The following is a 26423-nucleotide window of genomic DNA, read 5'->3' as shown; positions in this document are numbered from 1 at the left end:
ATGTTCGACATCGCCGAGGAGCTGAGCCGCTGGGTCGACGAGGGGCGGGAGTTCGCCGTCGCGACGGTCGTCGCCGTCAGCGGGAGCGCGCCCCGGCTGCCGGGGGCCGCGCTGGCGGTCGACTCGGAGGGGGCGGCGATCGGGTCCGTCTCCGGGGGGTGTGTCGAGGGGGCCGTGTACGAGCTGTGCCGGGAGGCGCTGGCGAGCGGGGAGGCGGTCGTCGAGCGGTTCGGGTACAGCGACGACGACGCGTTCGCCGTGGGGCTGACCTGCGGGGGTGTCATCGATGTGCTGGTGGCACCGGGGCGGGGGGTCGCGCTGGAGGCGGTGCGGGGGGCTGCTGCCGGGGAGTCGCTGGCGCTGGCCCGGGTGGTGAGCGGGCCGTCCGGGATGGTGGGGAGAGGGGTGGTGGTGCGGGGGGACGGGTCGTACGAGGGGTCTCTTGAGGGCGGGCTCGGTGGTGATGCGGGGGGCCGGTATGCCGGGCTCGACCGGGCGGCCGTCGCCGAGGTGCGGGCGCTGCTGGACGCGGGGCGGACCGGGACGGTGGAGGTGGCGCGGTGTGCCGTGCCGGTGAAGCTGCTGGTCGAGTCGTCCGTGCCGGCGCCCCGGATGATCGTCTTCGGGGCGATCGACTTCGCCTCGGCGCTCGTCCGGATCGGGAAGTTCCTCGGCTACCACGTCACCGTGTGCGACGCGCGGCCCGTGTTCACGACCCGTGAGCGTTTTCCGGAGGCCGACGAGGTGGTGGTGGAGTGGCCGCACCAGTACCTGGAGCGCACGGAGACGGACGCCCGCACGGTCCTGTGCGTCCTCACCCACGACGCGAAGTTCGACATCCCGCTGCTTCGGCTGGCCCTGCGGCTCCCCGTCGCCTACATCGGCGCGATGGGCTCCCGCCGGACCCACCTCGACCGCCTGACCCGCCTGCGCGAATCAGGAGTCACCGAACTGGAACTCACCCGCCTCCGCTCCCCGATCGGCCTCGACCTCGGCGCCCGCACACCCGAGGAGACGGCCCTCTCGATCGCGGCGGAGATCACGGCGAACCGGAGGGGCGGCACGGGGTTGCCCCTCACGGGAGCACACACCCCGATCCACCACGAGGAACCTCCGCCTCCGGCGCGGTTGGGGGCGGTGGCCTGAGGTGGAGGGGGCGGGCCGGTCGGCCGACGGCGTGAGTGTGTCCGCATGGGTGGTGGGGAGATCCGTCCGCTGGGGCGGCCGGCCTGCCGTCGCCGCGTGACCAGGCGGCCCGGCGGGCGTTCCCGGGTACGGCGCCACCCGCCCCTGCCGCGCAGCCTTCCGGCTACTTGACCAGCCGGAAGGCGGGGTGCTCCGCCCAGGCCCTCAGGAACTCCGCCGTCCCCAGTGCCGTCCAGCCGTCGTCCGTGATGCTCGACAGTCCGGGAAGGCCGGCGACGGCCGACGCCTGTCCGTCCAGGAGTTCCGCTTTGGCGACGCCTCCGATGACGTCCATGACGGCGGCGGTCAGCAGGGCCGTGGTGACGTGGTCGATGTCGCGGTTGCAGCAGGCGCTGACGTTGACGGCGTGGGTCGGTCTGAAGCCGAGGGCGGCCTCGACCTCGGGCTCGTCGGCGTGCTCGGCCTCGAAGGTGTCCTCGTCTCCGACACCCGGCCCCATCAGGTAGACGAGGAAGGGCCGGTGCTGGTCCACGCGCCGAGGGTCGAACCCCGCCAGGGCCCTGAGCCCCTCGTCCGCGGGAGTGCCGGCGAGGAGCGGGACCGGGAACCGCCGCCGCCAGTCCTCCTCGCGCTCGTCCTCGACACCCAGGCGCTCCGCAGGCACGCTGACATCGAAGAACCCGGGCCGCTTCTCGGCGAAGCGGGAGGACAGCCCCACCATCAACGCACGGAACTCCCGCAGCACGGCCGGAGACAGCGGCTCCGCCAGATCGATCACCAATATCGGACCGGACATGCCGGGAGCCTAGCCCCGGTACCCCGTCCGCTAGCCCCCGAAGTGCTCCCCCACCAGCACCCGCACCGTCTCCATGTCCCCCACCGTCAGCGCGTCCAGCAACCGCACGTGGCCTGCCGCGTCCGTCGACAGGTCGCCGTACCCCTGCTGGGTCCGGCGGTGCAAGTCCTCGGCGATCTGGACCAGTTGGCTGTTGCCGGCGAAGCCGAGCAGTGCGGCGTGGAACGCCCTGTCCGCCTCCGCGTAGGTGGCCCGGCAGCCGGAGGCCGCCGCGCGCATGCTCGCCTCCGCCAACGGCCGCAGTTCCGCCCAGCGTTCGCACGGCACGGTCCGCGCGAGGCGGAGTATCACCGGGGCCTCCAGGAGGCCGCGTATCTCGGCGAGTTCGGCCAGCTCTCGGGCGCCCCGGGCCACCACCCGGAAGCCCCGGTTGGGGACGACCTCGACGGCGCCCTCCAGGGCGAGTTGCTGCATGGCCTCGCGGACGGGGGTCGCGGAGACACCGAAGCGGTCGCCGAGGGCGGGGGCGGAGTAGACCTCGCCGGGCAGGAGTTCACCGGCGACGAGCGCGGTGCGCAGGGCGTCGAGGATCTGCCCTCGGACGGAGGACCGCTGGATCACCGGCCGGGGGCGGGGGATCGGCGGCTCGCTGTGCGTGTGCTCGCCGCGGGCGGACCCGTGCGGGGAGTCCGGCTCGGGGAGGCGGGGGGCGGCGCCCTGCCGGGGGACGGTGACCGGCCGCTCGACGCCCGCACCGGCACCGGCGCCCGTACCGGAGTCGTACCCGCCGGCGTCGTACCTGCCGGCGTCGTACGGGCCCGTTCCGTACGGTGGCGTCGTCTCTAAGCCCGCGGCGGCGCCGTGCGGCTCGTAGGAGCCCGGTGTGGTCGGGGTCACGGGGGTCTCCTCCGGGCTTGTCGGTACTTGGGGCCATTACGACCGGTTGTTACTCGTCCGTCAAGCACCTTAGGCCCACTCGCGGCCAGTTCAAATCCCGGCCGCCATGGGTAAGGTTAGGCTTACCTTCAAACACTCGTGGATCGGTGGCCCCGGCATGCCCACTCCCCCGCCCGTCGTGCACGACGCGTACGCCCGCCTGACCGAGGTCTGCCCGAGCGTCACGGTCCGGCACCTCGCGGACGGCGAGGCGGCACCGGCGGACGGCGGCTGGGTGTCGGCGGCGGGCCTCGCGGACGGAAACGCCGAGCTGGAACGATTCCTCGCCTGGGACGACGCGCAGGTGCTGCGCGACTACGGGAAGAAGGGCCGCCCGGACGTCGTCGCGAGCTTCGGCCTGCACCGCTACTCCTGGCCCGCCTGCCTGCTGTTCACGATCCCCTGGTTCCTGCACCGCCGGGTCCCCCGCTTCCCCGTGACGCATGTCTCGTACGACCGCACCGACGGAATGCGCCTCGCGGTGCGTACGCCGGTGTCGTTCGCGTGTCTGCCGGACGACCCGGCGGCGGGGCGCCCGGGGGCCGTCGTCGTCCCGGACGAGGAGGCGCTGCGGGCGGAGCTGCGCGCGGCGGTGGCCGAGCACCACGAACCGCTGCTGGCCGGCTTCGGCCCGCGGATGCGCCGGCGGGGCCGGGCCCTGTGGGCGATGGTGACGGACGAGATCGTCGAGGGCGTCTGGTACGTCGCGGCGCTCCTCGGCGACGAGGAGAAGGAACGGGCCCGCAGGGAGCTGGAGTTGCTGCTGCCGGGCACGACCAAGCCGTACGTCGGCACCGCAGCGTTCCGTGAACTCACCGGCCCCGACGGGGAGTCGCTGCCGACCCGGGACCGGGCGAGCTGCTGCATGTACTACACGATCGACGCGGACGACCCCTGCGTGACCTGCCCGCGCACCTGCGACGCCGAACGGATCGCCAAGCTCACGGCGGTCGCCGCGAGTTGACACGCCGTCCGGCCGAACCCCCGCGCGCGGCGCGTCCGGTACTGTCGTAAGATCATCGCCGAACGGGACGGCCGTACGGTAACAGGGGATTCACAATTTCCTCACGCGCCGCGGGAACTTTCCGTGGAACCATCCGTACGGGTAGTCTTGTTCGAACTCAACTCCCTCCGCTCAAGCAGCAGTTCGAGCAGAACGTCGCCGTGGGCATCCCCTTGCACCTCCTTGGCGGCCTCTTGTCCCGAAACCCCCTTGAGGGCCGGTGGGATTGGGCCAATATGGCGGGCGATACGCCCTATCCCAATGCAAGGGACTCCAGATGAGACTGACCGACATATCGCTGAACTGGCTGCTTCCGGGCGCCGTACTGCTCCTGGGCCTGCTGGCGGCGATGGCGGTGCTCGCGCGGAGCAAGCGATCCGGCGGGGAACACGCCAAAGACGACTCGTGGGAACGCAGCGAGGAACGGCGTAGGCGCAAGGAAACGTTCTACGGCATGGCCTCCTACGCCCTGCTGTTCTGCTGCGCCGCCGTCGCCGCGGCGCTCTCCTACCGGGGGCTCGTCGGCTTCGGCCGGGAGAACCTCGGTCTTTCCAACGGCTGGGAGTACCTGGTCCCGTTCGGCCTCGACGGCGCGGCCATGTTCTGTTCCGTCCTCGCGGTCCGCGAGGCGAGCCACGGCGACGCCGCGCTCGGCTCCCGGATACTGGTGTGGACGTTCGCGGGCGCTGCCGCCTGGTTCAACTGGGTGCACGCGCCCCGGGGCCTCGGCCACGACGGCGCCCCGCAGTTCTTCGCCGGCATGTCCCTCTCCGCCGCGGTGCTGTTCGACCGCGCGCTGAAGCAGACTCGCCGTTCCGCGCTGCGCGAGCAGGGTCTGGTGCCGCGTCCGCTGCCGCAGATCCGTGTCGTCCGCTGGATAAGGGCTCCGCGCGAGACCTACAAGGCGTGGTCGCTGATGCTCCTGGAGAACGTCCGCAGCCTCGACGAGGCGGTCGACGAGGTGCGCGACGACAAGGTGCGCAAGGAGGAGACCAAGCGGCTGCGGCGTGAGCAGTCGCGTGTCGAGAAGGCACAGCTCAAGGCGATCAGCCGGGGGCACCGGGGGTTTCCGGGGCGGGGTGGCCGTCCGATGGAGGCGCCGCCTGAGGTGGCCCTGGAGCGGGTCGCCAGCAGCGCTTCGGAGTCTGCCGTGACGGCGTCCTCGACCGAGCAGCTCCCGGTCCGCCAGCGTCCCTCGCTCTCGCCGGTCCGGCACGGCTCGGAGGTGCCGACCTCGGCGTCCTCCTCCACCGTCGACCTCACCGCCGAGGACGACACGATGGCGCTGCCGCGTCTGGACTCCCTGGAGCGCAAGCTCAAGGATCTGGAGCAGCAGTTCGGCTGACGGCTCGCACGAGCCGACTGACGGCTCCGTGAGCCATGAGCACTTCGGGGCGGGGGCGCGACCTGGACAGGGTCGCGCCCCCGCCCCGTTGCGTGTCTCGACCACCCCGGACTAGGCGGCTTCCGCGCCGAGTTCGAACCAGACCGCCTTGCCGATGCCGTGTGGTCTCACGCCCCAGGCGTCCGCCAGGGACTGGACCAGGAGCAGGCCGCGGCCGTGGGTGCTGTCGTCGGTGCGGGCCGGCTCGGGGCGGGGCAGTAGGGCGACGAAGTCCCGTACCTCCACATGGAGTCCGTCCGGTCCGACGGTCGCCGTCAGGACCGCGTCGTCGTCGGTGTGGACCAGCGCGTTGGTGACCAGTTCGCTGGTGAGCAGTTCCGCAATGTCCGAGCGTCCCGGTTTCCCCCAGTTGTGCAGCAGCTCCCTGAGCGCGTGCCGGGCCTCGGGCACCGCACCCAGGTCCGCGCGCTCCAGCCGCCGCCTGAGCTGCGGCCCGCCCACGCCGTCGGCGTTGTCGGAATTCTCGAAGTTTTCGAAGTTCTCGCCCTGCGGTGTCGCCGAGGAGGCCCCGATCGCCATGGGACCGCCCCCTCGTGCCTGCCTTTTCATGACCCCCGCCCGCGCGCCGATGTCGGTTTCCCTCCTGCCTCGAACACGTTCACGGGAATCCATGCCCCGTGGGGCGGGCGGCAGTCATGTCACGTCGGCAACGCCCAGGTGTTCGGCCATGTTCTCGGCACGGGGTGTCACGGGCCGTCGCACCCCGTTGACCTGCCGACACAGGCCCCCGGCATATGCCGATGGCCTACCGTGAGGTGACCCGGGGGACACCTGGCCTCCTGACGGCGTGTACGCGAGCGCGAAGAGCCCTCCACGACGTCCCGCGCACGGCGCTCCGCCGCCGACGACCGCCGGCCCCGCCCGGTCTACGCTCCCCCGGCGCCCCACTCGGTCCCCCACGTCGATCTCCCTCTCCCGAACCCGGCGTACCCGACCCGGAGCGGGGGCCAAGGCTCGGGGAGGCGTGCCGGGCGCCGGGGCGCCCCGGAATCCCGGTCCGGACCATCGAACTTGGCCAAAAACCGACCCGATTCCGGGAGGCGGGGTGGTGCAGACCAACGCTTGGTGCTGGTCACGCGCGGGTGAGCGGGGGGTGAACGGAAGCGGAGGGCGGGGGAAGCGCCGAGAGCGGGCCATCGTGGGGGCACGCGAACCGCGCCGGGCCCGTCGGCGTGGGCTCGGCGCGGAGGTCTGGTGAGGCGGGGCCGGAGGTGGAGGGCGTCAAGGGTGCGGGGGGGTGGTGCCAGGGCCGCCCTCTCGTCCCCCATGCGTGAGGGCGGCCCCGTCTCGGGGTCTCAGCGGAGCTTGTTCACCGCCGTGACCGTGGTCTTCTTGAACGCCTTGACCGGGGCGTCCTTGAAGCTGCCCAGCTGCCCCCAGTCGACGACGGTGACGGTCCGCCCGTCCCGGCCGACGGCCAGCAGCCGGACGTCCGTCGCGCCCCACGAGGCGACCGTGTGGAGCCCGAAGACGTGCGCCCCCTCCTCGACCCGGACCGCCCCGTAGTCCTTGAACTCGGCCTGGATGTCGGGGAACTTCTGCTCGATCCGGGCGGCGCAGGACCGGATGTCCTTCTCGATCCGCTCGTAACGCCCCTTCGCGAGGGTCTCGTTGGGCAGGACCACGCTCACCTGGCGTGCCCCGGTGTCGAGTTCGGTGCGGAAGGTGCGGTACCAGGAGGCGTTGCCGCCGCCGCCCAGCGCCATGCTCAGGCACGTGTCGACCTCGACCTCCTCCGGGACGCCCCGGGTGACCGGGCCGGCCGTCCACGCGGAGGAGGGGTGCGGCGGCAGGTCACCGGCGGCCAGGAACCCCGGCGCCGTCGGACCGGCCGGCGCCGGCGCGGCGGGGGCGGAGACCGAGGCGGAGGCGGTGACGACCGTCAGGCAGACGGCGGAGAGTGCGGTGAGCACGGCCGTGTGGACGCGAGTGCGCATGGGTGATCCCCCGTGAATATGTGCGTGGATGTGAACAGGCCGCACCTCGGCGTACCTTCGGTCGGGACAGGTCGGGTTCCGACCGTGCCGTCCGGTGCGACACCACGAGCATCAGGCGCCACGCCGGACGATCGCAAGCGGCTGGGCCCGTCCGCCGGGGATGGAACCATCCCACCCCCGCTGACGTGCAGATACAGAGAAGCCTGGGATGCCGTCCCAGGCCCGAGAAACCGGGGGCACGGTGACGAGCGGCCAGGACGCGGCACACTTCGCGGCACGTCTGAGGGAACTGAAGTCCCGCACCGACCGCAGCTACGGCTCCCTCGCCCGCCGCCTCGGCATGAACACCTCGACCCTCCACCGCTACTGCGCGGGCGAGGCCGTCCCCCAGGACTTCGCCCCCGTCGAACGCCTCGCCGGCTTCTGCGGCGCAACCCCCGAGGAACGCCTCGAACTCCACCGCCTGTGGCTACTGGCCCTGGAGGAACGCCAGAGCCGGGGCCGCAAGGGGGAAGAGGAGCCGGGGTCCGGGGGCGGGGCGACAGCAGAGGGAGAAGCCGGGGACCGGGCTGAGACCGTGGGCCGGGCGGAGGCCGTGGGCCGGGCGGAGGCCGGAAGCCGGGCGCAAGCCAAGGGCCGCGCCGAGGCCGGGAGCCAGGCGGAAGCCGAGGGCCGGGCCGAGGCCGAGGGCCGGGCCGAGGCCGAGGGCCGGGCCGAGGCCGAGGGCCAGGCCGAGGCCGGAAGCCAGGCGGAAGCCGGGAGCCGGGCGGAAGCCGAGGGCCGGGCCGAGGCCGGGAGCCAGGCGCAAGCCGAGGGCCACGCCGAGGCCAAGGGCCAGGCGGATGCCCGGAGCCGGGCGGAGGCCGGGAGCCAGGCGCAAGCCGAGGGCCAGGCGGAGGTCGGAAGCCGGGCGGAAGCCGGGTGTGGGATCGACTCGGACGATGGTCCCGAGGCCGGCGTGGATGAGGGGGACGTCTCTCTCGCCCCGGCCGCCACCTCCACCGCCTCCGCAGCCGCCCCCGCCCACACTCCGATTCCGGCCCCCCAGGCCGATGCGGGCTCCCGTTCCGCAACGGACTCCGCTGGGACCGGCGTCGGTGAGCCGGACGCCGCTCCCGCTCGCCCCGGCCCCGATGCCCACCTCTCGACCGCCCCCGGCCTCCACTCCCCGTCCACCCCCGGCGCCGGCACTCGCCTCTCGTCCGCCCCCGACCCCGTCGTCAAAAACACCACCCCACCCCACCCCCGCCCCTGGTACCGCCGGCGCGTGGCCGTGTTCGCCGCTGTCGCCTGTGTGGTCGCGGCGACGATCGGGACGCTGTCGGCGTTGCCGGAGGGTGGGCGGGAACCGGCGTCGGGGGCGACGGCGCAGGCGGGGGACGGGGTGCCGTCGCTGGGGTCGCGGCCGGGGAGGCTGACGGCGAGTCCGAGCGGGAGCCCGAGCGGGTCCGGCTCGCCGTCACCGTCAGCGTCGCCGTCGTCGTCCGGGAAAGGGGCGAGCCCCTCCGCCGAGCCTTCCGGGGCGCCGTCCGCCGCCGGGCCGAAGCCCGGCACCGGCACCCCCCTCACCTGGTCCGTCGACTCGCACGTCTGGGCGCAGGGCTGCGGCCACTACTACGTCGTCGACCGCCCGCCCACGCAGGTCCCGCCGCCCCCGATGGCCCAGGACGCCCGGGTCTGGGCGACGGCGGAGAACGCGCTGCACGGGAGGGAGACGATGGTGAGGATCTCCGTGCAGGGCCGGTCGGACACGGCGGTGGTGCTGGAGGCGCTGCGGGTGCGGGTCACGGCCCGCGCCACACCGTCCGGCGGGAACGCGTACGCGATGGACCAGGGCTGCGGCGGCGCCCTCACCCCGCGCGAGTTCGCCGTCGACCTCGACAAGGACCGCCCGATCGCCCGCTCGATGCCGGGCAACGACGCCGGCACCGAACTCCCCGCCGTCAGCCTCCCCTACCGCGTCTCCGCGAAGGACCCGGAGATCCTCCTGGTCACGGCGCGCACGGCGGCCTGCGACTGCTCCTGGTACCTGGAGCTGGACTGGTCCTCCCAGGGCCGCACCGGCACGGTCCGTGTCGACGACGCCGGCCGCCCCTTCCGCACGACCGCGATCACGGACCTGCCGAGGTACATGTACGACACCCTGAACCGGAACTGGCGTCCGTACTCCGAGTGACGCTCAAGGCCGGGGAATGTTCCGCAGGTTGGCGCGGGCCATGGCCAGCATCCGCCCGACTCCCCCGTCCAGCACGATCTTCGACGCGGACAGCGCGAACCCGGTCACCATCTCCGCGCTGATCTTCGGCGGGATGGACAGCGCGTTCGGATCGGTGACGACGTCGACGAGCGCGGGCCCCTTGTGCGCGAACGCGTCCTTCAGCGCCCCCGCGAGCTGCCTCGGCTTCTCCACCCGCACCCCGTACGCCCCGCAAGCCCGCGCCACGGCCGCGAAGTCGGGGTTCTTGTTGGCCGTCCCGTACGACGGCAGCCCGGCGACCAGCATCTCCAACTCCACCATCCCCAGCGAGGAGTTGTTGAACAGGACGACCTTCACGGGGAGTTCGTACTGCACGAGCGTCAGGAAGTCCCCCATCAGCATCGTGAACCCGCCGTCCCCGGACAGCGAGACGACCTGCCGGCGCCGGTCCGTGAACTGGGCGCCGATCGCCATCGGCAGCGCGTTCGCCATGGAGCCGTGCGAGAACGAACCGATCACCCTGCGCCGCCCGTTGGGGGTGAGGTAGCGGGCCGCCCACACGTTGCACATCCCCGTGTCGACGGTGAACACGGCGTCTTCCGCCGCGAGTTCGTCCACGACGGACGCGACGTACTCGGGGTGCAGCGGCACATGCTTCTCCACCTTCCGCGTGTACGCCTTCACCACCCCCTCCAACGCGTCCGCGTGCGTCTTCAGCATCCGGTCCAGGAACCGGCGATCGCTCTTCTCCCGCACACGCGGCGTGAGGCACCTCAGCGTCTCCTTCACATCCCCCCACACCGCGAGGTCCAGCTTCGAGCGCCGGCCCAGGTGTTCGGGACGGACGTCGACCTGCGCGATCGTCACGTCGTCCGGGAGGAACGCGTTGTACGGGAAGTCGGTGCCGAGCAGGATCAGGAGGTCGCACTCGTGGGTGGCCTCGTAGGCGGCGCCGTAGCCGAGGAGCCCGCTCATGCCGACGTCGTACGGGTTGTCGTACTGGATGTGCTCCTTGCCGCGCAGGGCGTGGCCGATCGGGGACTTGATCTTCTCGGCGAACTCCATGACCTCGGCGTGCGCGCCGGCTGTGCCGCTGCCGCAGAAGAGGGTCACCTTCCGGGCGTCGTCGATGAGCCGGACGAGGCGGTCGATCTCCGTGTCGCCGGGGCGGATCGCGGGCCGGGAGGTGACGAGGGCCGTCTTCGCCGTCGCTTCCGGGGCGGGCTGGTCGGCGATGTCGCCGGGCAGGGAGACGACGCTGACGCCGCCCCGGCCGACGGCGTGCTGGATCGCCGTGTGCAGGAGGCGGGGCATCTGTTTCGGGCTGGAGATCAGCTCGCTGTAGTGGCTGCACTCGCGGAAGAGCTGGTCGGGGTGGGTCTCCTGGAAGTAGCCCAGGCCGATCTCGCCGGAGGGGATGTGGGAGGCGAGGGCGAGGACGGGGGCCATCGAGCGGTGGGCGTCGTACAGGCCGTTGATCAGGTGGAGGTTCCCCGGTCCGCAGCTGCCCGCGCACGCCGCGAGCCGCCCGGTGACCTGCGCCTCGGCCCCCGCCGCGAACGCGGCCGTCTCCTCGTGCCGTACGTGTACCCAGTCGATCGCGGGGTTGCGGCGGACCGCGTCGACGACGGGGTTGAGGCTGTCCCCGACGACCCCGTACAACCGGCTCACCCCCGCTCCGACGAGGATGTCGACGAACTGTTCGGCGATGTTCTGCTTGGCCATGGACCGCTGCACCCCTTCGCTCGCTCAGGGGTCCAGTCAAACCGCAACAACCGCTTTCACGCCTCCCAGATCGCCGCCGCCGTCCTGTCGTCCGCGTAGCCCTTGACCCTGATCTGCACGTCCGCGAGGAACTCCGCGAGGCCGGGTACGGGGGCGTCCGCCCAGCGGGCGGTGAGGTGCCCCGCGAGCTCCAGCTCACCCCGCAGGGGGTCCGCGAGGCCGCCCGTGCACATCAGGAGGGTGTCACCCGGTCGGGCTACGGAGGTGCGGAAGAGGAAGGGGTCGGGGGGTGGGAGCTGGTCGTAGGGGGTGGGGGCGGGGCCGGCCGCCGGTTCGCCCAAGGCCGGTTCGATGTCCTGCCACTCCCCGCCCCGCAGGCGGAACAGGCCGCCCTCTCCGACGCCGAAGAAGACGCGGGTGCGGCATGCGGGGTCGGCGGGGAGGAGCAGGCATCTGAGGGTGGCCGTGTACTCCTGGGGGGTGAGCCCCTGTTCGGCGGCGCCGGCCCGCAGTCTTCCGAGGCTGCGGTCCGTCAGCCTGTGCAGTCCCGATTTGAGGTCGCCCCGCCTGCCCGCCCTGATGTCCTCCGCCAGCCGTACGTGGCTGCGGCCCACGGCCCGTCCTATCCACCGGCAGACCTCGGCGGCGGCCTTGTGCGCGCCCACCGTCGCCCGGGCCCCGGTCGCCATCGCCACCAGCACCAGCGCCTGCTCGCCGTACCCGAACCGCGCCGTCACCAGCGCGTCCCGCCTCGGCTCCCCCCGGTACCTCGCGGAGTCCCCCCGGAGCGAGACCGCCCGCAACGTGCTGTTCCCGTACCGGGCTCCGTCCAGCACGGTGTCCGCGACGAGGTCCTCCAACGCGTCGGGGTCCGCCAGCGGGAGCGCCGTCGGGTCGGCGTCGTAGGTCGGCGGTCCCGACCCGACGTACTCCGTGACGACCGGGCGGGGTTCGTCGAGGGTGGTGCGGGTGGGGGGTGTGTCGGGGGGTGGGGGGATCTGGGGCGCCGAGGAGTCGTCCACGGCCGGGTGTCGGCCGGGGGACGGGGGCACGCTCAGGGGCGAGCCCCCGGCACCGGACGCCTTGAAGCCGCCGGGCGCCGAGAAGGCGTCCAGGGCGGACGGGGCAGCCGACGGCGGAGGCAGAGGTGGTCCCGGGGCCGGGGTGGGGTCCAGGGGCGAGCGCGGGTCTGGGGGTGCGCCCTCGGGGGGTGTCTCGGGGAGGAACGCGGCCGGTTGCGCGTCCCAGGGCGGGCCCTCGTCGGCGGCTGCGGAGGTGTCCGGGCCTCGGCCCGTGTCCGCTGCCGGTTTCCACGAGATGTACGGGCTGCCGGCGGGCGGACGGTTCAGGGACGGCGTAGCCGTGTCCGGTGTCCCGGTGGCCGCCCGCGCCTCGGGCACGCCCTGTTCCGCCCGGCCCGCGAAACCCGGCGGGAGCGGGCCCGTCGGGAAGGTCGTGGGGCCCGCCGGCCTGGGGGGCGGGGGTTCCCAGGGGGCGCGGTACGACGTGGGGCGGGGGGAGGGGGGTGAGGGCGGAGGGGGTGGGGGTGAGACGGAGGGGGGCGGCTCGGGGGGCGACTCAGGGAGCGGTGGCGTGGGCGGGCGGGTGCTCGGCGGTTGGGGGGCGGCCTGTAGAGGGGCAGACTGCGGAGGGGCGGCCTGGCGGGGTACGGCCTGCCGGGGCAACGTGAGATGAACCGTGTCCCCCGATTCCGCCAGCTCCTCCGGCGCTCCCGATTCTTCCGGCGCTCCCGGCTCCCCCGACTTCTCCGCCCCCTCAAGCCTCTCCGGGCTCACCGACGGCCCGAACCGTCCCGGGCTCTCCCACTCCGCGAACGGCCCGGCCTCCTCCACGCCGGCCGGCCTCCCGAGTTGCCCCGCACCCTCCGGGCTCCTCGACCTCCGGGGCTGCTCCGTCCCGGTCGGTCCCCCGAACTCCTCCACCCCCTCCGACTTCCCCAGCTCCCCGGGCACCCCCCGTTCACCCAACTCCCTCGGCTCCCCCGGCCCGCCCGGTCCCGCGACCCCGGCCGGCTCCGGCGTCGGCTCCGGCCTCCCCGGTCCCCCAGGCCGCTCCGGTTCCCGCAAGCTCTCCGGTACAGCGCCGTCAGCCGCCTCGGCCGGCGTTCCGTTCGCGGCGGCGGCCTCCACGCCGGCGCGCTCGCCGACGTCGTCCCCGGTACCCCCCGCCCACCATTCCTCCGCGTCCGGGTTCAGTGTGTCGGTGGCGGAGGCGAAGCGGTCGTCGAGGGTGTCGGTGGTGGGTGTGGGGCCGGTGTCGTCGGTGGGGGCGTCGTACAGCTGCCCCCACCAGTCGTCCTGGCGGCCGGTGGGACTTCCCCCCTGCTGGCTCATGACCCCAATTGTCCACCGACGGGGCCGGAAGAAAACGGGGCATCGGGAAAATGCGCGTCATGGGAAACGGTTCGCACGGCGTGTCGCGAGGGGCTCCGGACACCTGTTCGGGAACGTGGGTCGCCGGGCGATCCCACCCCCCACGGGAGAACCGCCCGGCGACGTCACGGAGGCCGTACCACAACCGTTTGCTGCGGGCCGGCAGTCCGAGTGTGCAGCCCCTACCTGATAATCCGCTGTGAGTACCGGGGCCCACGGGACACCGTGCGCCCGATCGTGAGCGCTTCTTGACCTGCGCCGCACCCCGGCCTCCTGCACTCTGGGCAGATGGGAGTGTGGGAACTCCTGCTGGTCGGTCTGGTCATCCTGCTCGGCCTGTGCGGAGTGCTGGTACCCGGCGTGCCGGGGTCGTGGCTGGTGTGGGCCGGGGTCCTGTGGTGGGCGCTGAAGGACCCGCAGCCGGTCGCGTGGTCGGTGCTGGTCGGCGCGACGGTCGCCCTGTTCCTGGCGCAGGTGGTCCGCTGGGCGCTGCCCCCGCGCCGGCTGAGGGGGAGCGGGGCGACGCCCCGGATGGCGGTGTACGCCGGAGTGGGTGCCCTTCTCGGGTTCGTCCTGGTCCCGGTGCTGGGCGCGGTCCCCGGCTTCGTCGGCGGCGTCTACCTGAGCGAACGCCTCCGGCTGGGGCGCCACGGGGAGGCGAGGGCGGCGCTGCGGACGGTGATGCGGGCGGGCGGGACGAGCGTCCTGACGGAGCTGTTCACGTGCCTGCTGATCGCGGGGGCGTGGGTGGGGGCGGTGCTGTGGGGGTGAGCACCCGGACGATCCCGGTTCGCCATACCGCCGGACGCCTCTCCCTACCGGCTCGCCGCCGCGTTTCCCTGAAGCCCAGCCACGCTTCCCTACAGCCCTCACCACGCTTCCCTACCGACCCCCCGCAGCGCTCCCCGCCAAGCTCCCCTCCAGCGTCAGAAGGCTCACCTTCCGCTCCAGCCCGCCCGCGTACCCCGTCAACGACCCGTCCGCCCCGATCACCCGATGGCACGGCCGCAGGATCAGCAGCGGGTTCGCCCCGACCGCCCCGCCGACGGCCCGTACGGCGGCTCGCGAGGCCCCGACGCGGGTCGCGATCTCCCCGTACGTGACAGTCGTCCCGTAGGAAACGCTCTCCAGCGCTTTCCACACCTTCTCCCGGAACTCCGTCCCCTCCGCCCGCAGGGGCAGGGCGAACTCCGTCAGCTCCTCGGCGAAGTACGCGTCGAGCTGTTCGCGGGCGGCCCGGAAGGGGCCGGCGTCCTCCCGCCAGCCGGCCTCGGGGCTGCGCCCGCCCTTCTGGCCGGGGACGGAGAGGGAGGTGAGGACACCGTCGGGGGCGGCGGTGAGGAGCAGCTCCCCGAGGGGGCTGGTGATCCGGGTGTACGTCGTGCTCATCGCGCTTCCTCAGCTCGCCGGTCGGCCCGCCGCTCCGGGCCCTCGTACCGTCCAGTGTGAGCGGTACGGGGGCCGGGGGGCTGGCGGAAATCCGACATGGGGTTCAGCGGGGGGGGTGGGCGGACGCCGGACGGGCCAATGGGCACGCCGCCGTGAGCGGCTGGTCGGGCACTCCGGCGCGGGACTTGTCGTAGGTCCCGGCAAGCACGTACCGGCGCGGGACGTGTCGTACGCCTCGGCAAGCACGCATGGGCGCGCGGCGGGGCGGGAGTCCTGGCAGCGACCCGGCGGCGCAGAACGGCCCGGGGCAGCGGGCGGCAGCGACAGGGCAGCGAGGGGCCGGCCCCCACCAGCCGCACCGCACCCCGCCACACCCGCCGCACCCGCCCCCGCACCGCACCTCGCCGCACCCGCCACGCCCCGCCCCGCGCCCCCTCCCCGCTACTCCCCTACTCCCCTACTCCCCTACTCCCCCCACCCCCGCTTGGCCGCCCGCTTGGCCCGCCCCTCCGCCCCCTTCACCTTCCACTCCCGCCGCATCTCGGCCCGCAGCCGCGCGTCGGACTTGGAGACGATCCACTGGTTCTCGCGGACGAGCTTGCGGTAGCTCTCCAGCCGCCGCACGGGCAGCGCCCCCTCCTCGACGGCCACGAGCACCGCGCACCCCGGCTCCGCCTCGTGCGCGCAGTCCTGGAACCGGCAGTCGCCGGCCAGCTCCTCGATCTCGGAGAACACCTGCCCGACCCCGTGCCCGGCGTCCCAGAGCCCGACGCCGCGCAGTCCGGGCGTGTCGATGAGGACACCCCCGGTGGGCAGGGTGAGGAGGTTGCGGGTGGTCGTGGTGTGCCGCCCCTTGCCGTCGACGTCGCGGGCGGCCTGTACGTCCATGACGTCGGCGCCGACGAGCGTGTTGGCGAGGGTCGACTTGCCGGCCCCGGAGGCGCCGAGGAGGACGGTCGTCCCCCGCCCGACGAGCCCGGCGAGCTCCTCGACGCCCTCCCCGGCGAGCGCGCTGACGGTCAGCACCGGCACGCCGGGCGCGGTGCCCTCGACGTCCCGCACGAGGTGCGCGAGGACGACGGGGTCGCCGACGAGGTCGGCCTTGCTGAGGACGACGACGGGCTGCGCCCCCGACTCCCAGGCGAGCGCCAGGTACCGCTCCACACGCCCGAGATCGAGCTCGACGGCGAGCGAGACGGCGATCACGGCGTGGTCGACGTTGGCCGCGAGGACCTGCCCCTCGGACCGCTTGGACGAGGTGGACCGCACGAACGCGGTCCGCCGGGGCAGCAACGTCCGTACGTAGCGCGGGTCTTCGCCCGCCGGGTCGACGACGGCCCAGTCGCCGGTGCACACGACCTTCATCGGATCGCGCGGCACGACGAACTCGGTGTCCGCCCGCACGACCCCCTCGGCGGTGACGACATCGCACAGCCCCCGGTCGACCCGCACGACCCGGCCGAGAACAGCGCCCCTTTCCCGATGGGGCGCGAAAACACCCTCCCACCCTTCGTCCCACCCATAGGCGGCGAGCGGATGCGAGGAAACTTCAGAAACGGAGAAACTCAAGGGAAACCCTTCACAAGGGCGGCCCCGGCAGCGCGCGTTGCGCCTCAGAAAGTAAGCCGACGACCGCGGAAGTGGAGCACGAACACCTGGTTGCCGCGGGACACACCCGCCTCGAAAGCAGCCATGACGCACACCTCCCGAACTTTCCTCGCCGGTCTCTTCCCCGATCCGCACGGGGCCCGCACAGCGTAGAGAACCGGAGCAGGCGTTCACCACCGGTTTTCCGCGCCGGGCCCGCGATTATCAGAGCCCCATCAGAGCCGCATCAGAATCCCCTCGGAGATTCCCCTCGGTGCCCTGTCGTACCGGTCCGTCACCTTCCAATACCCCGAGTAACCACACGAGTTCATCACACGGCGACCGTACGATCCACTCCGCCACGGGCGTGTCGTCGCCGTCCGTTCACCCCCCAGCGCTCTTCCCCCCGCCCTATGGAGCCGCCCGTGTCCTCGCTCTATCCGCTCGCGTCCACGTTGCTCGACGACATCGAACCGCCGGTCGTGGAGCCGGAGATCGTCCGGTACGACGACGGTGCGGTCCGGGAGGTGTCGGTGCCCGCGCTGGTGCCGGCGGTGGGGTACGGGTCGCTCGCGGACCTGCCGTTCGACAACGCGACGCGGGCTCCGCAGGACGTGGTGTTCAGCAGGCGTGCCCGGGACGGGCGTCGGGTCGACGTGTCGGCGGAGCGGTTCGCGCGGGAGGTGACGGCGCTCGCCAAGGGCCTGATCGCGGAAGGACTTTCGCCGGGTGACCGGATCGCGGTGCTGGCGCGTACCTCGTACGAGTGGACGTTGACGGACTTCGCGGCGTGGGCGGCGGGGCTGGTGACCGTGCCGGTGCATCCGGGGTTCTCGCCGCGCCGCATCCAGTGGGTGCTGCGGCACTCGGGGGCGGCGGCGCTGGTGACGCAGAGCGTGCAGCAGGCGGCGGCGGTGGGGGCGCCGGAGGCGGGGCTGCGGCATGTGTGGGTGATCGAACGGGGGCATCTGGAGCGGCTCGTGGAGCTGGGCGCGGACGTGCCGGACGCGGAGGTCGGGGTGCGGCGCGGGATGCTCGGCCCGGGGACGCCGGCGTCGCTCGTGTACACGTCCGGGACGACCGGGCGGCCCACGGCGTGCGCGCTGACCCACGGCAATTTCTTCGCGCAGGTCGACAACGTCGTGGAGTTGCTCTTCCCGGCGTTCAAGTCGGCGGCGGGGCGGGACACTTCGGTGGTGCTGTGCGCGTCGCCCGCGCACGCGTTCGGGCGGGTCGCGGCGCTGGCGTGCGTGCGGGCGCGGGTGCGGACGGCGCACGCGCCGAGCCCCGTGCCGGAGGAACTCCTGCCGCTGCTGGAGGAGTTCAGGCCGACGGCGCTGTTCGCGACGCCGGTGGTGCTGGAGAAGCTGTTCCGCTCGATGCGGGCGCGGGCGCAGGAGTCGGGCCGGCTCACCGCGTTCGACCGGTCGGCGCGGATCGCGGCCCGCTTCGGCGAGGCGGAGCAGCGGCAGCGGCTGGGCCGGGGCGAGGGTCCGGGGCGGACGCTGCGGGCGGCGCGCGCGGTCTACGACCAGAGCGTGTACCGCCGGCTGCGCGGCTCGCTGGGCGGCCGGGTCGGGCACGTGGTGTGCGGCGGGGCGGCGCTGCGGCGGCAGTTGGCGGCGTTCTACACGGGCGCGGGGGTGCCGGTGTACGAGACGTACGGGCTGACCGAGACGACGGGCATCGCGACCCTCGCCCCGCCGCTGCGGCCCCGGCTCGGCACGGCGGGCCATCCGCTGCCGGGTACGGCGGTGCGGATCGCCGAGGACGGGGAGATCCTGCTGTCCGGCAGGCATGTCCTGCACGGCCGTTGGGACCCGGGCGCGAGCAAGCTGCTGCCGGCGGCGCCGGGCGGCTGGCTGCCGACGGGGGATCTCGGGCGGCTGGACGAGGAGGGGTATCTCGTCGTCACCGGGCGGCGCGGGGACACGCTGACGACGTCCACCGGGGCGCGGGTCGCGCCGCTGGCCGTCGAGAACCGGCTACGGGCCCACCCGTTGGTCTCGCAGGCCGTCCTGGTCGGCGAGGGCCGCCCGTACGTCTCCGTCCTGCTGACCCTCGACCCGGCCGGCCTCACCCACTGGCGCCGGACCGAGAAGCGCACCGCCACGCCGTACGAACTGCTGCTGGACGACCCCGAGTTGCGGGCCGTCCTCCAGGCGGCGGTGGACGAGGCGAACACGGCGACGGGCGCCGGCATCGGCCGGTTCGCGGTGCTGCCGGGGGACTTCACGGAGACGTCGGGCCATCTGACGCCGACGGGGACGCTGCGCCGGGACCGGGTGCTGGGGGACTTCGCGGGGGAGGTGGAGGGGCTGTACCGCTGACCGGGGCTCAAGCAAGACCGGGGCTCCGGCACGGCTCAGTCGACGCAGAGCCGGTACCCCACCCCCCGTACCGTCCTGATCAGCGTGTGCCCCGGGTCCCCCAGCTTGCGGCGCAGGTAGTAGACGTACGTCTCCACGTTCCCCGACCCCTCGATCCGCCGCTGCCACACCTGTTCCTGGAGCTGTTCCCGGGTCAGCACCCGCCCGGGGTTCTCCAACAGACAGCGCAGGAGGGCGAATTCGGTGCCGGTCAGCTCCAACGGCCGTCCGGAGACGCGGACCTGGTGGGCGTCGAGGTCCATCTCGACCTCCCCGGCGCTGAGCCGGCCCGGCCCGGAGCCGGTTCCCCGGACGCCGCTGCGGCGCAGCAACGCCCGTACGCGTGCGGCGACTTCCCGCAGCTCGAAGGGTTTCGCGACGAAGTCGTCGCCGCCGAGGTCGAGGCCGCGGACGAGGTCGTCGACCCCGCCGCGCCCGGCGAGGAAGAGGACGGGCACGGTGACACCCCGGGCGCGCAGGATGCGGCAGACCTGGAAGCCGTCGATGTCGGGGAGGCGGACGTCGAGCAGGACGAGGTCGGGCAGCCCGCGTTCGATCAGCTCCAGGGCCTGGCGGCCGGTCGCGGCGGCGGTGACCCGGAATCCAGCGAACTCCAGGGCCATGGTGAGCATGCCCCGGACGCTGTCCTCGGAGTCGACGACGAGGAGGCGCGCGGAGACAGGCGTGGTCATGTCCCGTTCTTTCGTCCACAGGGGCACTCGTACAGGGATGCTTGAGTCATCAAGTTCTACGGAACGTATCGTCACACATACCGATGGGTAACTGAACTTGCCCCTGACATCGTCCACCACAGCACGAAACGCCCCGGACCAGGTACAGGTCCGGGGCGTTCGTCAAGTCCCGCTAATCGCACGGGTGTCCGTTCAGCGTGAACCCGAACGGCGCCGTGTTCTTGCCCTCCCAGGACGCGAGGAACCCGAACGACAGCGTGCCGTCGGCCGCGACCGACTTGTTGTAGTCGGCGGCGGTGGCGATGACCCGCGAGCCCATCTGCGCGACGGACGCGTCCCACATCTGGTCGACGTGCTGGCCGTCCTTGAAGGACCAGGAGACGTGCCAGTCGGTGAGCTTCTCGACGGTCGTCACGGTGACGGTCGCCTGGAAGCCGTCGGGCCACTGGTTGACGAGGTCGTAGGTGACCGCGCACAGCGCCTCGTCGTCCCCGGAACCACCGGAACCGCCGGAACCCGAGCCGGACGGCTCCCCGGACGTGCCCGGCGACTCGCTCGCCGCCGCCGACGACGTCCCCTGCGGCTCCGGATCGGTGCGCCCGCCGCCCTTGGACGGCGAGGGGCTGTCCGACTTCGGCGTCGGCGTCTCGAACGAGGGCACGCCCCCGACGACCGGCGTGGAGTCGGTCGGCGTCCCCCGCGAGGCCGTCTCGTCGCGCGTGTCGCCGCCGAACGGCATCAGCGACACGCCGAGCGCCAGGACCGACACCAGTACGGCGGCCACGAGCAGCCCGCCGCGCAGCGCCTTCGCCTTGGCCGCAGCCGCCAGGGCCGCCTCGCTCTCCGGGTCGGCCAGATCGGGCCGCCCGGCGCCGAGCCGTACCTCCGCGGCGCGCCGGCGGCGCTCCAGGTAGGCGAGCCCGCCCCAGCCGATGACACCGCCGGCGAGCGCGGCGGGCAGCCCGCCGCCGTGCAGCCGCAGACACGCGGCGGCCTCGGCGCACTCGACGCAGGTCGCGAGGTGGCGGGAGAGGTCCTCGGGCGCGTCGGCGGTGGACGAGCGGGTGACCGCGTCGAGGAGGCGGACGTAGGAGCGGCACTCCGCGTCGAGCGGCGTGTCGAGGTGGTTGCGGTGGCAGCGGTCCCGGAACAGCCCCCGCACCTCGCCGAGTTGCTCGGCGGCGTCCTGCGGGTCGAGGCCGAGCCGGCGGGCGACCGCGCGCAGCGGCAGCGCCTCGACCTCGGCGAGCCACAGCAGCGCGGCGTCCGGCTCCTGCATGTCGCGCAGTCCGCGCAGGGCGATGGGGCGGCGCAGGGGCGGGCCGATGTAGCGAGCGGCCTTGTCCGAGTTGAGCCACAGGCGCAGGTCGGGGTCGAGGCGGTGACCGTGTCCCCCGGCCTCCCAGCCGGCCGCCGTGGTGCGGACGGCCGTCAGCAGCAGGGGTATGCGGGGCAGCCGGGCGGAGCGGCGGCCTATGCTTCGGGTGCCGTCCTCGGCGGCCCGGGCCTCGCGGATGCCGAGGGCGAACGCCTCACGGGCCAGCTGGTGGGCGGCTGTCGAGCCGGCCGTGCACAGGTCGGCGTACGAAAGGACGGCGTCCCAGCACTCGGAGAACAGCGCGGCTTCCGCGGCGTCCTTCGGGGTCGGCAGGTCGGGCATGGGTCTCCTGCATTCGAATGCGAGGTCAACTCACCATAGCGGTAAAGGAGTTGGGGGGAACCTCGCGGCAGGGCCGAAGCTTTTCACGTCATCCGCACAACTGACAAGCGCGGTATTCAAAAGCGGTTACCAGAGGTTGCCACTTCGTACCGAAGGTCGACAAAGCACCTTGACGTGAAACGCGGCCGGCCCCGCACGAGAGACCCGACGTCGGTCCTTCATACGGGGCCGGCCGCGCCGACACTCAGCTCGTGCCCCATCCGTTACACAGACAGGGCACAGTAAGCGCTTACTCCACTCGTGCCGCGCCCTCTGCCGCCACGGCCCGCGTCTCGTCCTTCGCCGGCAGGCTGTCCATGAAGGAGCTGACGGAGAAGACGGCGCGGCCGGGGCCGGGCTCGCCGTAGCCGGGCGGGGAGGAGAGGCCGAAGTCCTCCATGGTCTGCCGGTACGCCTGGAGCAGCCGGATGTGGTACTCCAGCGGGGCGCCCGCCGGGTTGGCCTTGCCGAGCGGGGTCGTCGGCTCCGGGCACCAGGTGGTGAACCGGGGGGTGATGCCCTGCGACATGAAGAAGCGCAGGCCCTCGGTGGTGGAGGCGATCGCCTCGTCGACGGTCTTGAAGCCGAACGGCTCGGCCATCTCGACGCCGGCGACGAAGTTGGGGATCACGTTGCGCGCGCCGAAGATCTCCGCCGAGTCCAAAATGCGGCGGTGCCACTCGTCGCGGCCGACGTACCGCTCCTTGCCGGGGCAGTACATCTTGAAGAGGTACTCGTCCCACACCTCGTAGTTGGGGTGGTAGATCTGCACCCCGTAGTCCTTGAACCGCTGGACGTCGTCCTTCGGCAGCGCCTGGGCCACGACCTTGCCGATCCAGCGGCCGGGGAAGCGCTCCTCGATGGCCTTGGCGTAGTGGCCGTAGAAGTCGGCCTCGTCGCGGCCGGAGACGGTCTTGGTGATCGCGCCGCCGGTCAGCGTGTAGGCGGTGGACGCCTTCGCCGTGTCGTACCGGTCGATGATCTCCAGCGCCTCCAGGACCTCCTCGACGTCCTTGACGCCGGTGTACGGACGCCCGGCCGCCTTGTGCTGGCGCCAGTTGTGGTTGATGTCGCAGTACTGGCACTCCTCCTTGGCGCCGAAGTACTGGCAGACCCGGAAGACCGTGAGGTAGATCAGGTAACCCCACTGGATCGTCGGGGCGACCTCCATCACGGACTTCCCGTTGGAGAGCTTGTGCCGGTAGTACTCCGGCATCGGGGGCACCCCGACATCGGCGATCCGCTTGCCGTCCAGGTAGAGCCCGAGCTGCCCTTCCTCGTCGGCGGCGACCCGGTACGGCGACGCCGGGTTGACCCGCACGGACACGACGGTCCGCCGCAGGTCGTACGGACCACCGGTGAGGATGATCTCCTCCGGCGGCCTCCTGAGCGCGGCTTCCCCCAGCTCGGGCAAGGTCCCGTGGTCGAACGAGAAGATGAAGTACGACTTCGGCTTCACCTCCCCGCCCTCGTTGTCGCTCAGCGCGGAGGGGTCGAAGGCCACTCCCCCGCGCAACAGGTCCTCCTTGAAGACGGCTTCCCGCGGCACCTCCGGGAACCGCTCCATCAGATCCTCGACCAGCGCGGTACGGCTGCCCATCCCGTCACTCCTCCCGCTCCACACGTACGACTCCTCACGGTATGCCCCCGGCGGGGGTGCCGTGGGAGCGGGGTCCCTTTACGGCGCCGGACGCGGATTTTCAGCAAGCGGTTTCAACAGCCACCGAGTCCTTTCCGCACACCGGCGCACACCCCTTGTCGTACGCCCCCTATGCGGCACTCCGCGCCCCGTCCCGGAGAATTCCTGCCCCCCCTCTTTCCGCCCGCCGGTAATCCTCGGCGCGGGCATTCCGGTGACCGCGGACATCACCCCGGCACAATCCGTCCCGCCTTCTCCCGGGAAACACACAACGCGATCACCGACCCCGGAGCGACCGCCTCCGCAAGCCCCGCGCCGGTCCCGAACACCCCGGGATACTTGCCGGTGGCACGCTCCGGCGCCGACGCGAACGGCACCTCGAATCCGGCGGCGGAATGATCAAGCATCCCGCGGCCCGTCCGGGAACTCCGGAGGCCGTCGAAATGATCACGCACGACTGCGGAAACGTCGCCCCTGCCCGCCGATAGGGGATTACCCCGGCCCTCGGCGTGCCGTTCCCCCGGGTCGGGCACGGCGGCAAGCGGCACGGCGGGTAGCCCCACCCGCACGACCGGCATCGCGGCGTGCACCCCCCGCGCCCCAGGCCGACCTGCCCCGGCGGGAGACCGGCGGTCTCGGTGCGGCAGAGGGCGCCGCCCGACGGTGCGCTCCCCTTGCCGGGCCCCCTGGTGCGCCCCCTTCCCGAACCCTCCGGTGCGACCCCCTTTTGCCGGCCTCCTGGTCCGCCCCCTTCGCCGACCCCCCTCCACCTGCCCCGACGGCCACCTTCACAAGGTAGGTTTCCCCCGCATCCCCTCGGAAGCCGGAAGGACGACGTATGGCCGCGAGTGTGACCAACTGGGCGGGAAACATCAGCTTCACGGCGCGGGAGGTGCTGCGGCCGGCCGGTGTGGAGGCGCTGCGGAAGGCGGTCGTGGGGAACGATCACGTGCGCGCGCTCGGCAGCGGGCACTCGTTCAACCGGATCGCGGAGCCCGGCGCCGAGGGTGTGCTCGTGGCGCTGGACGGGCTGCCGCAGGTGATCGACGTCGACACGGAGCGCCGTACCGTACGGGTCGGCGCCGGGGTGCGGTACGCCGAACTCGCCCGGCAGGTCCACGCGTCGGGCCTCGCGCTGGCCAACATGGCGTCGCTGCCGCACATCTCCGTGGCCGGCTCGGTCGCGACGGGGACGCACGGCTCCGGCGTCCGGAACGGCCCGCTCGCCGACGCCGTCCGGGAGGTCGAACTCCTCACCGCTGACGGGGAGTTCGTCACGATCGGCCGGGGCGACCCGCGGTTCCCCGGCGCTGTGACCTCACTCGGCGCGCTCGGGGTGGTCGTCGCGCTGACGCTGGACCTGGAGCCGGAGTACGGGGTGGAGCAGTACACGTTCACCGAACTCCCGCTGGAGGGGCTGGACTTCGAGGCGGTGGCGGGGGCGGCGTACAGCGTGAGCCTGTTCACGGACTGGCGGGCGCCGGGGTTCCGGCAGGTGTGGGTGAAGCGGCGGACGGACCAGCCGTACGCCGGTTTCCCGTGGGCCGCGCCGGCCACCGAGAAGCTGCACCCGGTGCCGGGAATGCCCGGCATGAACTGCACGGAGCAGTTCGGCGTGCCCGGCCCCTGGCACGAGCGGCTGCCGCACTTCAAGGCGGAGTTCACCCCGAGCAGCGGCGACGAACTCCAGTCGGAGTACCTGCTCCCCCGCGAGGACGCGACGGCCGCGCTGAGTGCACTCGGAAACATCCGGGAAGCGGTTTCCGGCGTTCTCCAGACCTGCGAGGTACGGACCGTCGCGGCCGACGGACAGTGGCTGAGCCCGGCGTACGGACGCGATTCGGTGGCCCTCCACTTCACCTGGGTCGACGACACCGACGCGGTGCTGCCCGTCGTGGGCGAGGTCGAGAGCGCTCTCGACGGCTTCGGGGCGCGCCCGCACTGGGGCAAGGTCTTCACCACCGGCCCCGCCGTACTGCGGACGCGCTACCCGGAGCTGGACCGCTTCCGGGCGCTCGTCCGTGACCTGGACCCGGCCGGGAAGTTCACGAACGCGTTCGTTCGCGAGGTGCTCGGCGACTGAGCCCGCGCACTTCGGCGACCTACTTTGTAAACCCCCTTTCCGAACCCTTGTCGAATGGCGGGACCCCGCCATAGCCTGGCGCGGCGCCGGAGCGACGCTGCTCCGGCGCGGGTGGAAGGGATGGGGCAACTCCGGTGAAGCGCACATCACGCGACATCCGCACCGCGAACCGCTACGAGGTGCTGCGCCAGATCATCGCCCGCTCCCCCACCTCCCGGCAGGAGCTGGCCGCCGAGACCGGCCTCAGCCTCGCCACGGTCGCGACCCTCGTCGGGGAGCTGCTCGACCTCCGGATGATCACGGAGGTCGGTTTCGAGGACTCGGCGGGCGGCCGGCCGCGCGGCCTGGTCGCCGTGAACGCCAAGGGCGGCGCGCTGATCGGCGTCGACATCGCGGAGACGTACGTCCATGTCGAGCTGTACGACCTCGGGCTGAACGTCCTCGCGCGGGCCCAGGAGCGGATGCGGCCGGGGCAGAGCCGGCCCGAGCAGGTCGTCGCGCACATCGCGGCGGCCACCGGCTCGGTCGTCGCGCAGGCCGGGGTGGACGCGGCGCGGGTGCTGGGCGTCGGGGTGAGCATGCCGGGGCAGGTGGACCGGGCCACCGGCGTCTCCGAGTACGCGCCCAACTGGGACTGGCACGACGTGCCGTTGCTCGACCTGCTCTCCGAGCACATCGCGTACCCCCTGTACCTGGACAACCCGCTGCGCGCCTGCGCGGTCGCGGAGCTGTGGTTCGGGGCGGCGCGCGGGCACGGCGACGCGGTCGTGGTGATCCTCGGGACGGGCGTCGGCGCCGGGCTGATCCTGGGCGGCGCGGTGCACCGGGGTGTCAGCTCCAGCGCCGGGGAGTGGGGGCACTCCACGCTGGTCCTGGACGGCAGGCTCTGCCACTGCGGCAACCACGGCTGCGTCGAGACGTACGTCGGGGCGCCCGGAATCATGCAGAACATAAGGGAGTTGAGCCCGCGCAGCCCGCTGCTGCACCCCGGTGACCAGTCCGCGACGCTGGACGCGCTGGCCACGGGGCTCGCCGAGCAGGACCCGGTGGCCGTCAAGGTCGTCCGGGATCTGGCCCGTTACCTCGGCGCGGCCATCGCCGACCTGGTGAACGTCCTCAACCCCGAGGTGATCGTCCTCGGCAGCTGGGTCGCCGCGCGCCTGGGCGAACCCCTCGTCCAGGAGATCCGCGAGGCCGTCGCCCGGCACGCCCTGAAGCGGCCGATGGCCGCCACCCGGATCGTCCTCTCGTCGATCCCCACCGACCCCGCCTGCCTCGGTGCGGCGACGCTCGCCCTTGAGGGTGCGTTGCGGTCCGTCGGGCAGAGCGGCAGCAAGCGCACCACAGCGAGGAGCCGTACCGCACCGCCTTCATGACGAACGAAGGGATGCAGTCTTGTCGAGATCACTGATCACAACCGCCGCGCT

At 72.8% G+C, this 26423-nt stretch carries 19 protein-coding genes; 8 read left to right on the top strand and 11 right to left on the bottom strand.

Going from position 1 to position 26423, the window contains the following annotated elements:
• Positions 1-1146 carry an XdhC/CoxI family protein gene (locus ABZX85_RS05990; protein ID WP_355862829.1) on the top strand — a complete coding sequence of 382 codons (1146 nt, stop codon included), beginning with the start codon at positions 1-3 and terminating at the stop codon, positions 1144-1146.
• Between the two features lie 163 nt (positions 1147-1309).
• Here ABZX85_RS05990 and ABZX85_RS05985 read toward each other — a convergent pair whose 3' ends face one another.
• Complete coding sequence (locus ABZX85_RS05985) at positions 1310-1942, bottom strand: DUF6368 family protein (RefSeq protein WP_355862827.1); 633 nt, start codon at positions 1940-1942, stop codon at positions 1310-1312.
• Between the two features lie 30 nt (positions 1943-1972).
• The gene (locus tag ABZX85_RS05980; RefSeq protein WP_355862825.1) at positions 1973-2839 is read right to left on the bottom strand and encodes a GntR family transcriptional regulator; all 867 of its coding nucleotides are present in this window, start codon (positions 2837-2839) and stop codon (positions 1973-1975) included.
• Between the two features lie 157 nt (positions 2840-2996).
• Between ABZX85_RS05980 and ABZX85_RS05975 the strand changes: the two genes are divergently transcribed.
• Positions 2997-3842 carry a (2Fe-2S)-binding protein gene (locus tag ABZX85_RS05975; protein WP_355862823.1) on the top strand — a complete coding sequence of 282 codons (846 nt, stop codon included), beginning with the start codon at positions 2997-2999 and terminating at the stop codon, positions 3840-3842.
• A gap of 316 nt (positions 3843-4158) precedes the next feature.
• Positions 4159-5226 carry a DUF2637 domain-containing protein gene (locus tag ABZX85_RS05970; RefSeq protein ID WP_355862821.1) on the top strand — a complete coding sequence of 356 codons (1068 nt, stop codon included), beginning with the start codon at positions 4159-4161 and terminating at the stop codon, positions 5224-5226.
• Positions 5227-5337: 111 nt separating this feature from the next.
• On the opposite strand, the gene ABZX85_RS05965 is transcribed toward ABZX85_RS05970, so the two are convergent.
• Both ABZX85_RS05965 and ABZX85_RS05960 read right to left on the bottom strand, forming a co-directional pair.
• Positions 5338-5805, bottom strand: a complete 468-nt coding sequence (locus tag ABZX85_RS05965) for an ATP-binding protein (protein WP_355862819.1) — start codon at positions 5803-5805, stop codon at positions 5338-5340.
• Positions 5806-6581: 776 nt separating this feature from the next.
• Positions 6582-7223, bottom strand: coding sequence for a hypothetical protein (locus tag ABZX85_RS05960; protein ID WP_355862817.1), 642 nt, complete (start codon positions 7221-7223; stop codon positions 6582-6584).
• A gap of 208 nt (positions 7224-7431) precedes the next feature.
• Between ABZX85_RS05960 and ABZX85_RS05955 the strand changes: the two genes are divergently transcribed.
• Entirely contained in the window at positions 7432-9399 is a 1968-nt protein-coding gene (locus tag ABZX85_RS05955) for a helix-turn-helix domain-containing protein (protein ID WP_355862816.1), read from the top strand.
• Positions 9400-9402: 3 nt separating this feature from the next.
• Here the strand turns inward: ABZX85_RS05955 and ABZX85_RS05950 are convergent, their stop codons facing one another.
• Together ABZX85_RS05950 and ABZX85_RS05945 are read right to left on the bottom strand one after the other, a co-directional pair.
• Positions 9403-11145 carry a pyruvate dehydrogenase gene (locus tag ABZX85_RS05950; protein ID WP_355862814.1) on the bottom strand — a complete coding sequence of 581 codons (1743 nt, stop codon included), beginning with the start codon at positions 11143-11145 and terminating at the stop codon, positions 9403-9405.
• Between the two features lie 56 nt (positions 11146-11201).
• Positions 11202-13499: a protein phosphatase 2C domain-containing protein gene (locus tag ABZX85_RS05945; RefSeq protein WP_355862812.1), complete on the bottom strand. Its 2298-nt coding sequence runs from the start codon at positions 13497-13499 to the stop codon at positions 11202-11204.
• Between the two features lie 327 nt (positions 13500-13826).
• Here ABZX85_RS05945 and ABZX85_RS05940 point away from each other — a divergent pair, with 327 nt between their 5' ends.
• The gene (locus tag ABZX85_RS05940; RefSeq protein ID WP_355862810.1) at positions 13827-14309 is read left to right on the top strand and encodes a DUF456 domain-containing protein; all 483 of its coding nucleotides are present in this window, start codon (positions 13827-13829) and stop codon (positions 14307-14309) included.
• A 111-nt stretch (positions 14310-14420) separates the two neighbouring features.
• On the opposite strand, the gene ABZX85_RS05935 is transcribed toward ABZX85_RS05940, so the two are convergent.
• Together ABZX85_RS05935 and rsgA are read right to left on the bottom strand one after the other, a co-directional pair.
• Positions 14421-14927, bottom strand: a complete 507-nt coding sequence (locus ABZX85_RS05935) for a methylated-DNA--[protein]-cysteine S-methyltransferase (protein ID WP_355862808.1) — start codon at positions 14925-14927, stop codon at positions 14421-14423.
• 465 nt (positions 14928-15392) lie between these two features.
• On the bottom strand, positions 15393-16496 hold the full coding sequence (gene rsgA / locus ABZX85_RS05930) for a ribosome small subunit-dependent GTPase A (RefSeq protein ID WP_355862806.1): 1104 nt from the start codon (positions 16494-16496) through the stop codon (positions 15393-15395).
• Between the two features lie 431 nt (positions 16497-16927).
• Here rsgA and ABZX85_RS05925 point away from each other — a divergent pair, with 431 nt between their 5' ends.
• Positions 16928-18844, top strand: coding sequence for an AMP-dependent synthetase/ligase (locus ABZX85_RS05925; RefSeq protein WP_355862804.1), 1917 nt, complete (start codon positions 16928-16930; stop codon positions 18842-18844).
• A gap of 35 nt (positions 18845-18879) precedes the next feature.
• Here the strand turns inward: ABZX85_RS05925 and ABZX85_RS05920 are convergent, their stop codons facing one another.
• The 3 genes from ABZX85_RS05920 to ABZX85_RS05910 all read right to left on the bottom strand — a co-directional run bounded on the left by ABZX85_RS05920 (position 18880) and on the right by ABZX85_RS05910 (position 22874).
• The gene (locus ABZX85_RS05920; protein WP_355862802.1) at positions 18880-19575 is read right to left on the bottom strand and encodes a response regulator transcription factor; all 696 of its coding nucleotides are present in this window, start codon (positions 19573-19575) and stop codon (positions 18880-18882) included.
• Positions 19576-19747: 172 nt separating this feature from the next.
• Entirely contained in the window at positions 19748-21235 is a 1488-nt protein-coding gene (locus ABZX85_RS05915) for a cellulose-binding domain-containing protein (RefSeq protein WP_355862800.1), read from the bottom strand.
• Positions 21236-21524: 289 nt separating this feature from the next.
• Positions 21525-22874: a radical SAM protein gene (locus ABZX85_RS05910; RefSeq protein WP_355862798.1), complete on the bottom strand. Its 1350-nt coding sequence runs from the start codon at positions 22872-22874 to the stop codon at positions 21525-21527.
• 877 nt (positions 22875-23751) lie between these two features.
• Here ABZX85_RS05910 and ABZX85_RS05905 point away from each other — a divergent pair.
• On the top strand, positions 23752-24996 hold the full coding sequence (locus tag ABZX85_RS05905; protein ID WP_355862796.1) for an FAD-binding protein: 1245 nt from the start codon (positions 23752-23754) through the stop codon (positions 24994-24996).
• 134 nt (positions 24997-25130) lie between these two features.
• Positions 25131-26372 carry an ROK family transcriptional regulator gene (locus ABZX85_RS05900; RefSeq protein ID WP_355862794.1) on the top strand — a complete coding sequence of 414 codons (1242 nt, stop codon included), beginning with the start codon at positions 25131-25133 and terminating at the stop codon, positions 26370-26372.
• Positions 26373-26423 lie beyond the last annotated feature (51 nt).

Origin of the sequence: Streptomyces sp. NPDC004539, assembly GCF_040610055.1 — a bacterium.
Taxonomy (GTDB): domain Bacteria; phylum Actinomycetota; class Actinomycetes; order Streptomycetales; family Streptomycetaceae; genus Streptomyces.
Note: the sequence above shows the minus strand (reverse complement) of the source record. Positions and strands in the feature narration are given on the sequence as shown.

Bases quoted from the DNA above. Each gene is read 5' to 3' on its own strand.
- ABZX85_RS05990 (WP_355862829.1), top strand. From the start codon at position 1: ATGTTCGACATCGCCGAGGAGCTGAGCCGCTGGGTCGACGAGGGGCGG.
- ABZX85_RS05985 (WP_355862827.1), bottom strand. From the start codon at position 1,942: ATGTCCGGTCCGATATTGGTGATCGATCTGGCGGAGCCGCTGTCTCCG.
- ABZX85_RS05975 (WP_355862823.1), top strand. From the start codon at position 2,997: ATGCCCACTCCCCCGCCCGTCGTGCACGACGCGTACGCCCGCCTGACC.
- ABZX85_RS05970 (WP_355862821.1), top strand. From the start codon at position 4,159: ATGAGACTGACCGACATATCGCTGAACTGGCTGCTTCCGGGCGCCGTA.
- ABZX85_RS05965 (WP_355862819.1), bottom strand. From the start codon at position 5,805: ATGGCGATCGGGGCCTCCTCGGCGACACCGCAGGGCGAGAACTTCGAA.
- ABZX85_RS05960 (WP_355862817.1), bottom strand. From the start codon at position 7,223: ATGCGCACTCGCGTCCACACGGCCGTGCTCACCGCACTCTCCGCCGTC.
- ABZX85_RS05955 (WP_355862816.1), top strand. From the start codon at position 7,432: ATGCCGTCCCAGGCCCGAGAAACCGGGGGCACGGTGACGAGCGGCCAG.
- ABZX85_RS05950 (WP_355862814.1), bottom strand. From the start codon at position 11,145: ATGGCCAAGCAGAACATCGCCGAACAGTTCGTCGACATCCTCGTCGGA.
- ABZX85_RS05945 (WP_355862812.1), bottom strand. From the start codon at position 13,499: ATGAGCCAGCAGGGGGGAAGTCCCACCGGCCGCCAGGACGACTGGTGG.
- ABZX85_RS05940 (WP_355862810.1), top strand. From the start codon at position 13,827: ATGGGAGTGTGGGAACTCCTGCTGGTCGGTCTGGTCATCCTGCTCGGC.
- ABZX85_RS05935 (WP_355862808.1), bottom strand. From the start codon at position 14,927: ATGAGCACGACGTACACCCGGATCACCAGCCCCCTCGGGGAGCTGCTC.
- ABZX85_RS05925 (WP_355862804.1), top strand. From the start codon at position 16,928: ATGGAGCCGCCCGTGTCCTCGCTCTATCCGCTCGCGTCCACGTTGCTC.
- ABZX85_RS05920 (WP_355862802.1), bottom strand. From the start codon at position 19,575: ATGACCACGCCTGTCTCCGCGCGCCTCCTCGTCGTCGACTCCGAGGAC.
- ABZX85_RS05915 (WP_355862800.1), bottom strand. From the start codon at position 21,235: ATGCCCGACCTGCCGACCCCGAAGGACGCCGCGGAAGCCGCGCTGTTC.
- ABZX85_RS05910 (WP_355862798.1), bottom strand. From the start codon at position 22,874: ATGGGCAGCCGTACCGCGCTGGTCGAGGATCTGATGGAGCGGTTCCCG.
- ABZX85_RS05905 (WP_355862796.1), top strand. From the start codon at position 23,752: ATGGCCGCGAGTGTGACCAACTGGGCGGGAAACATCAGCTTCACGGCG.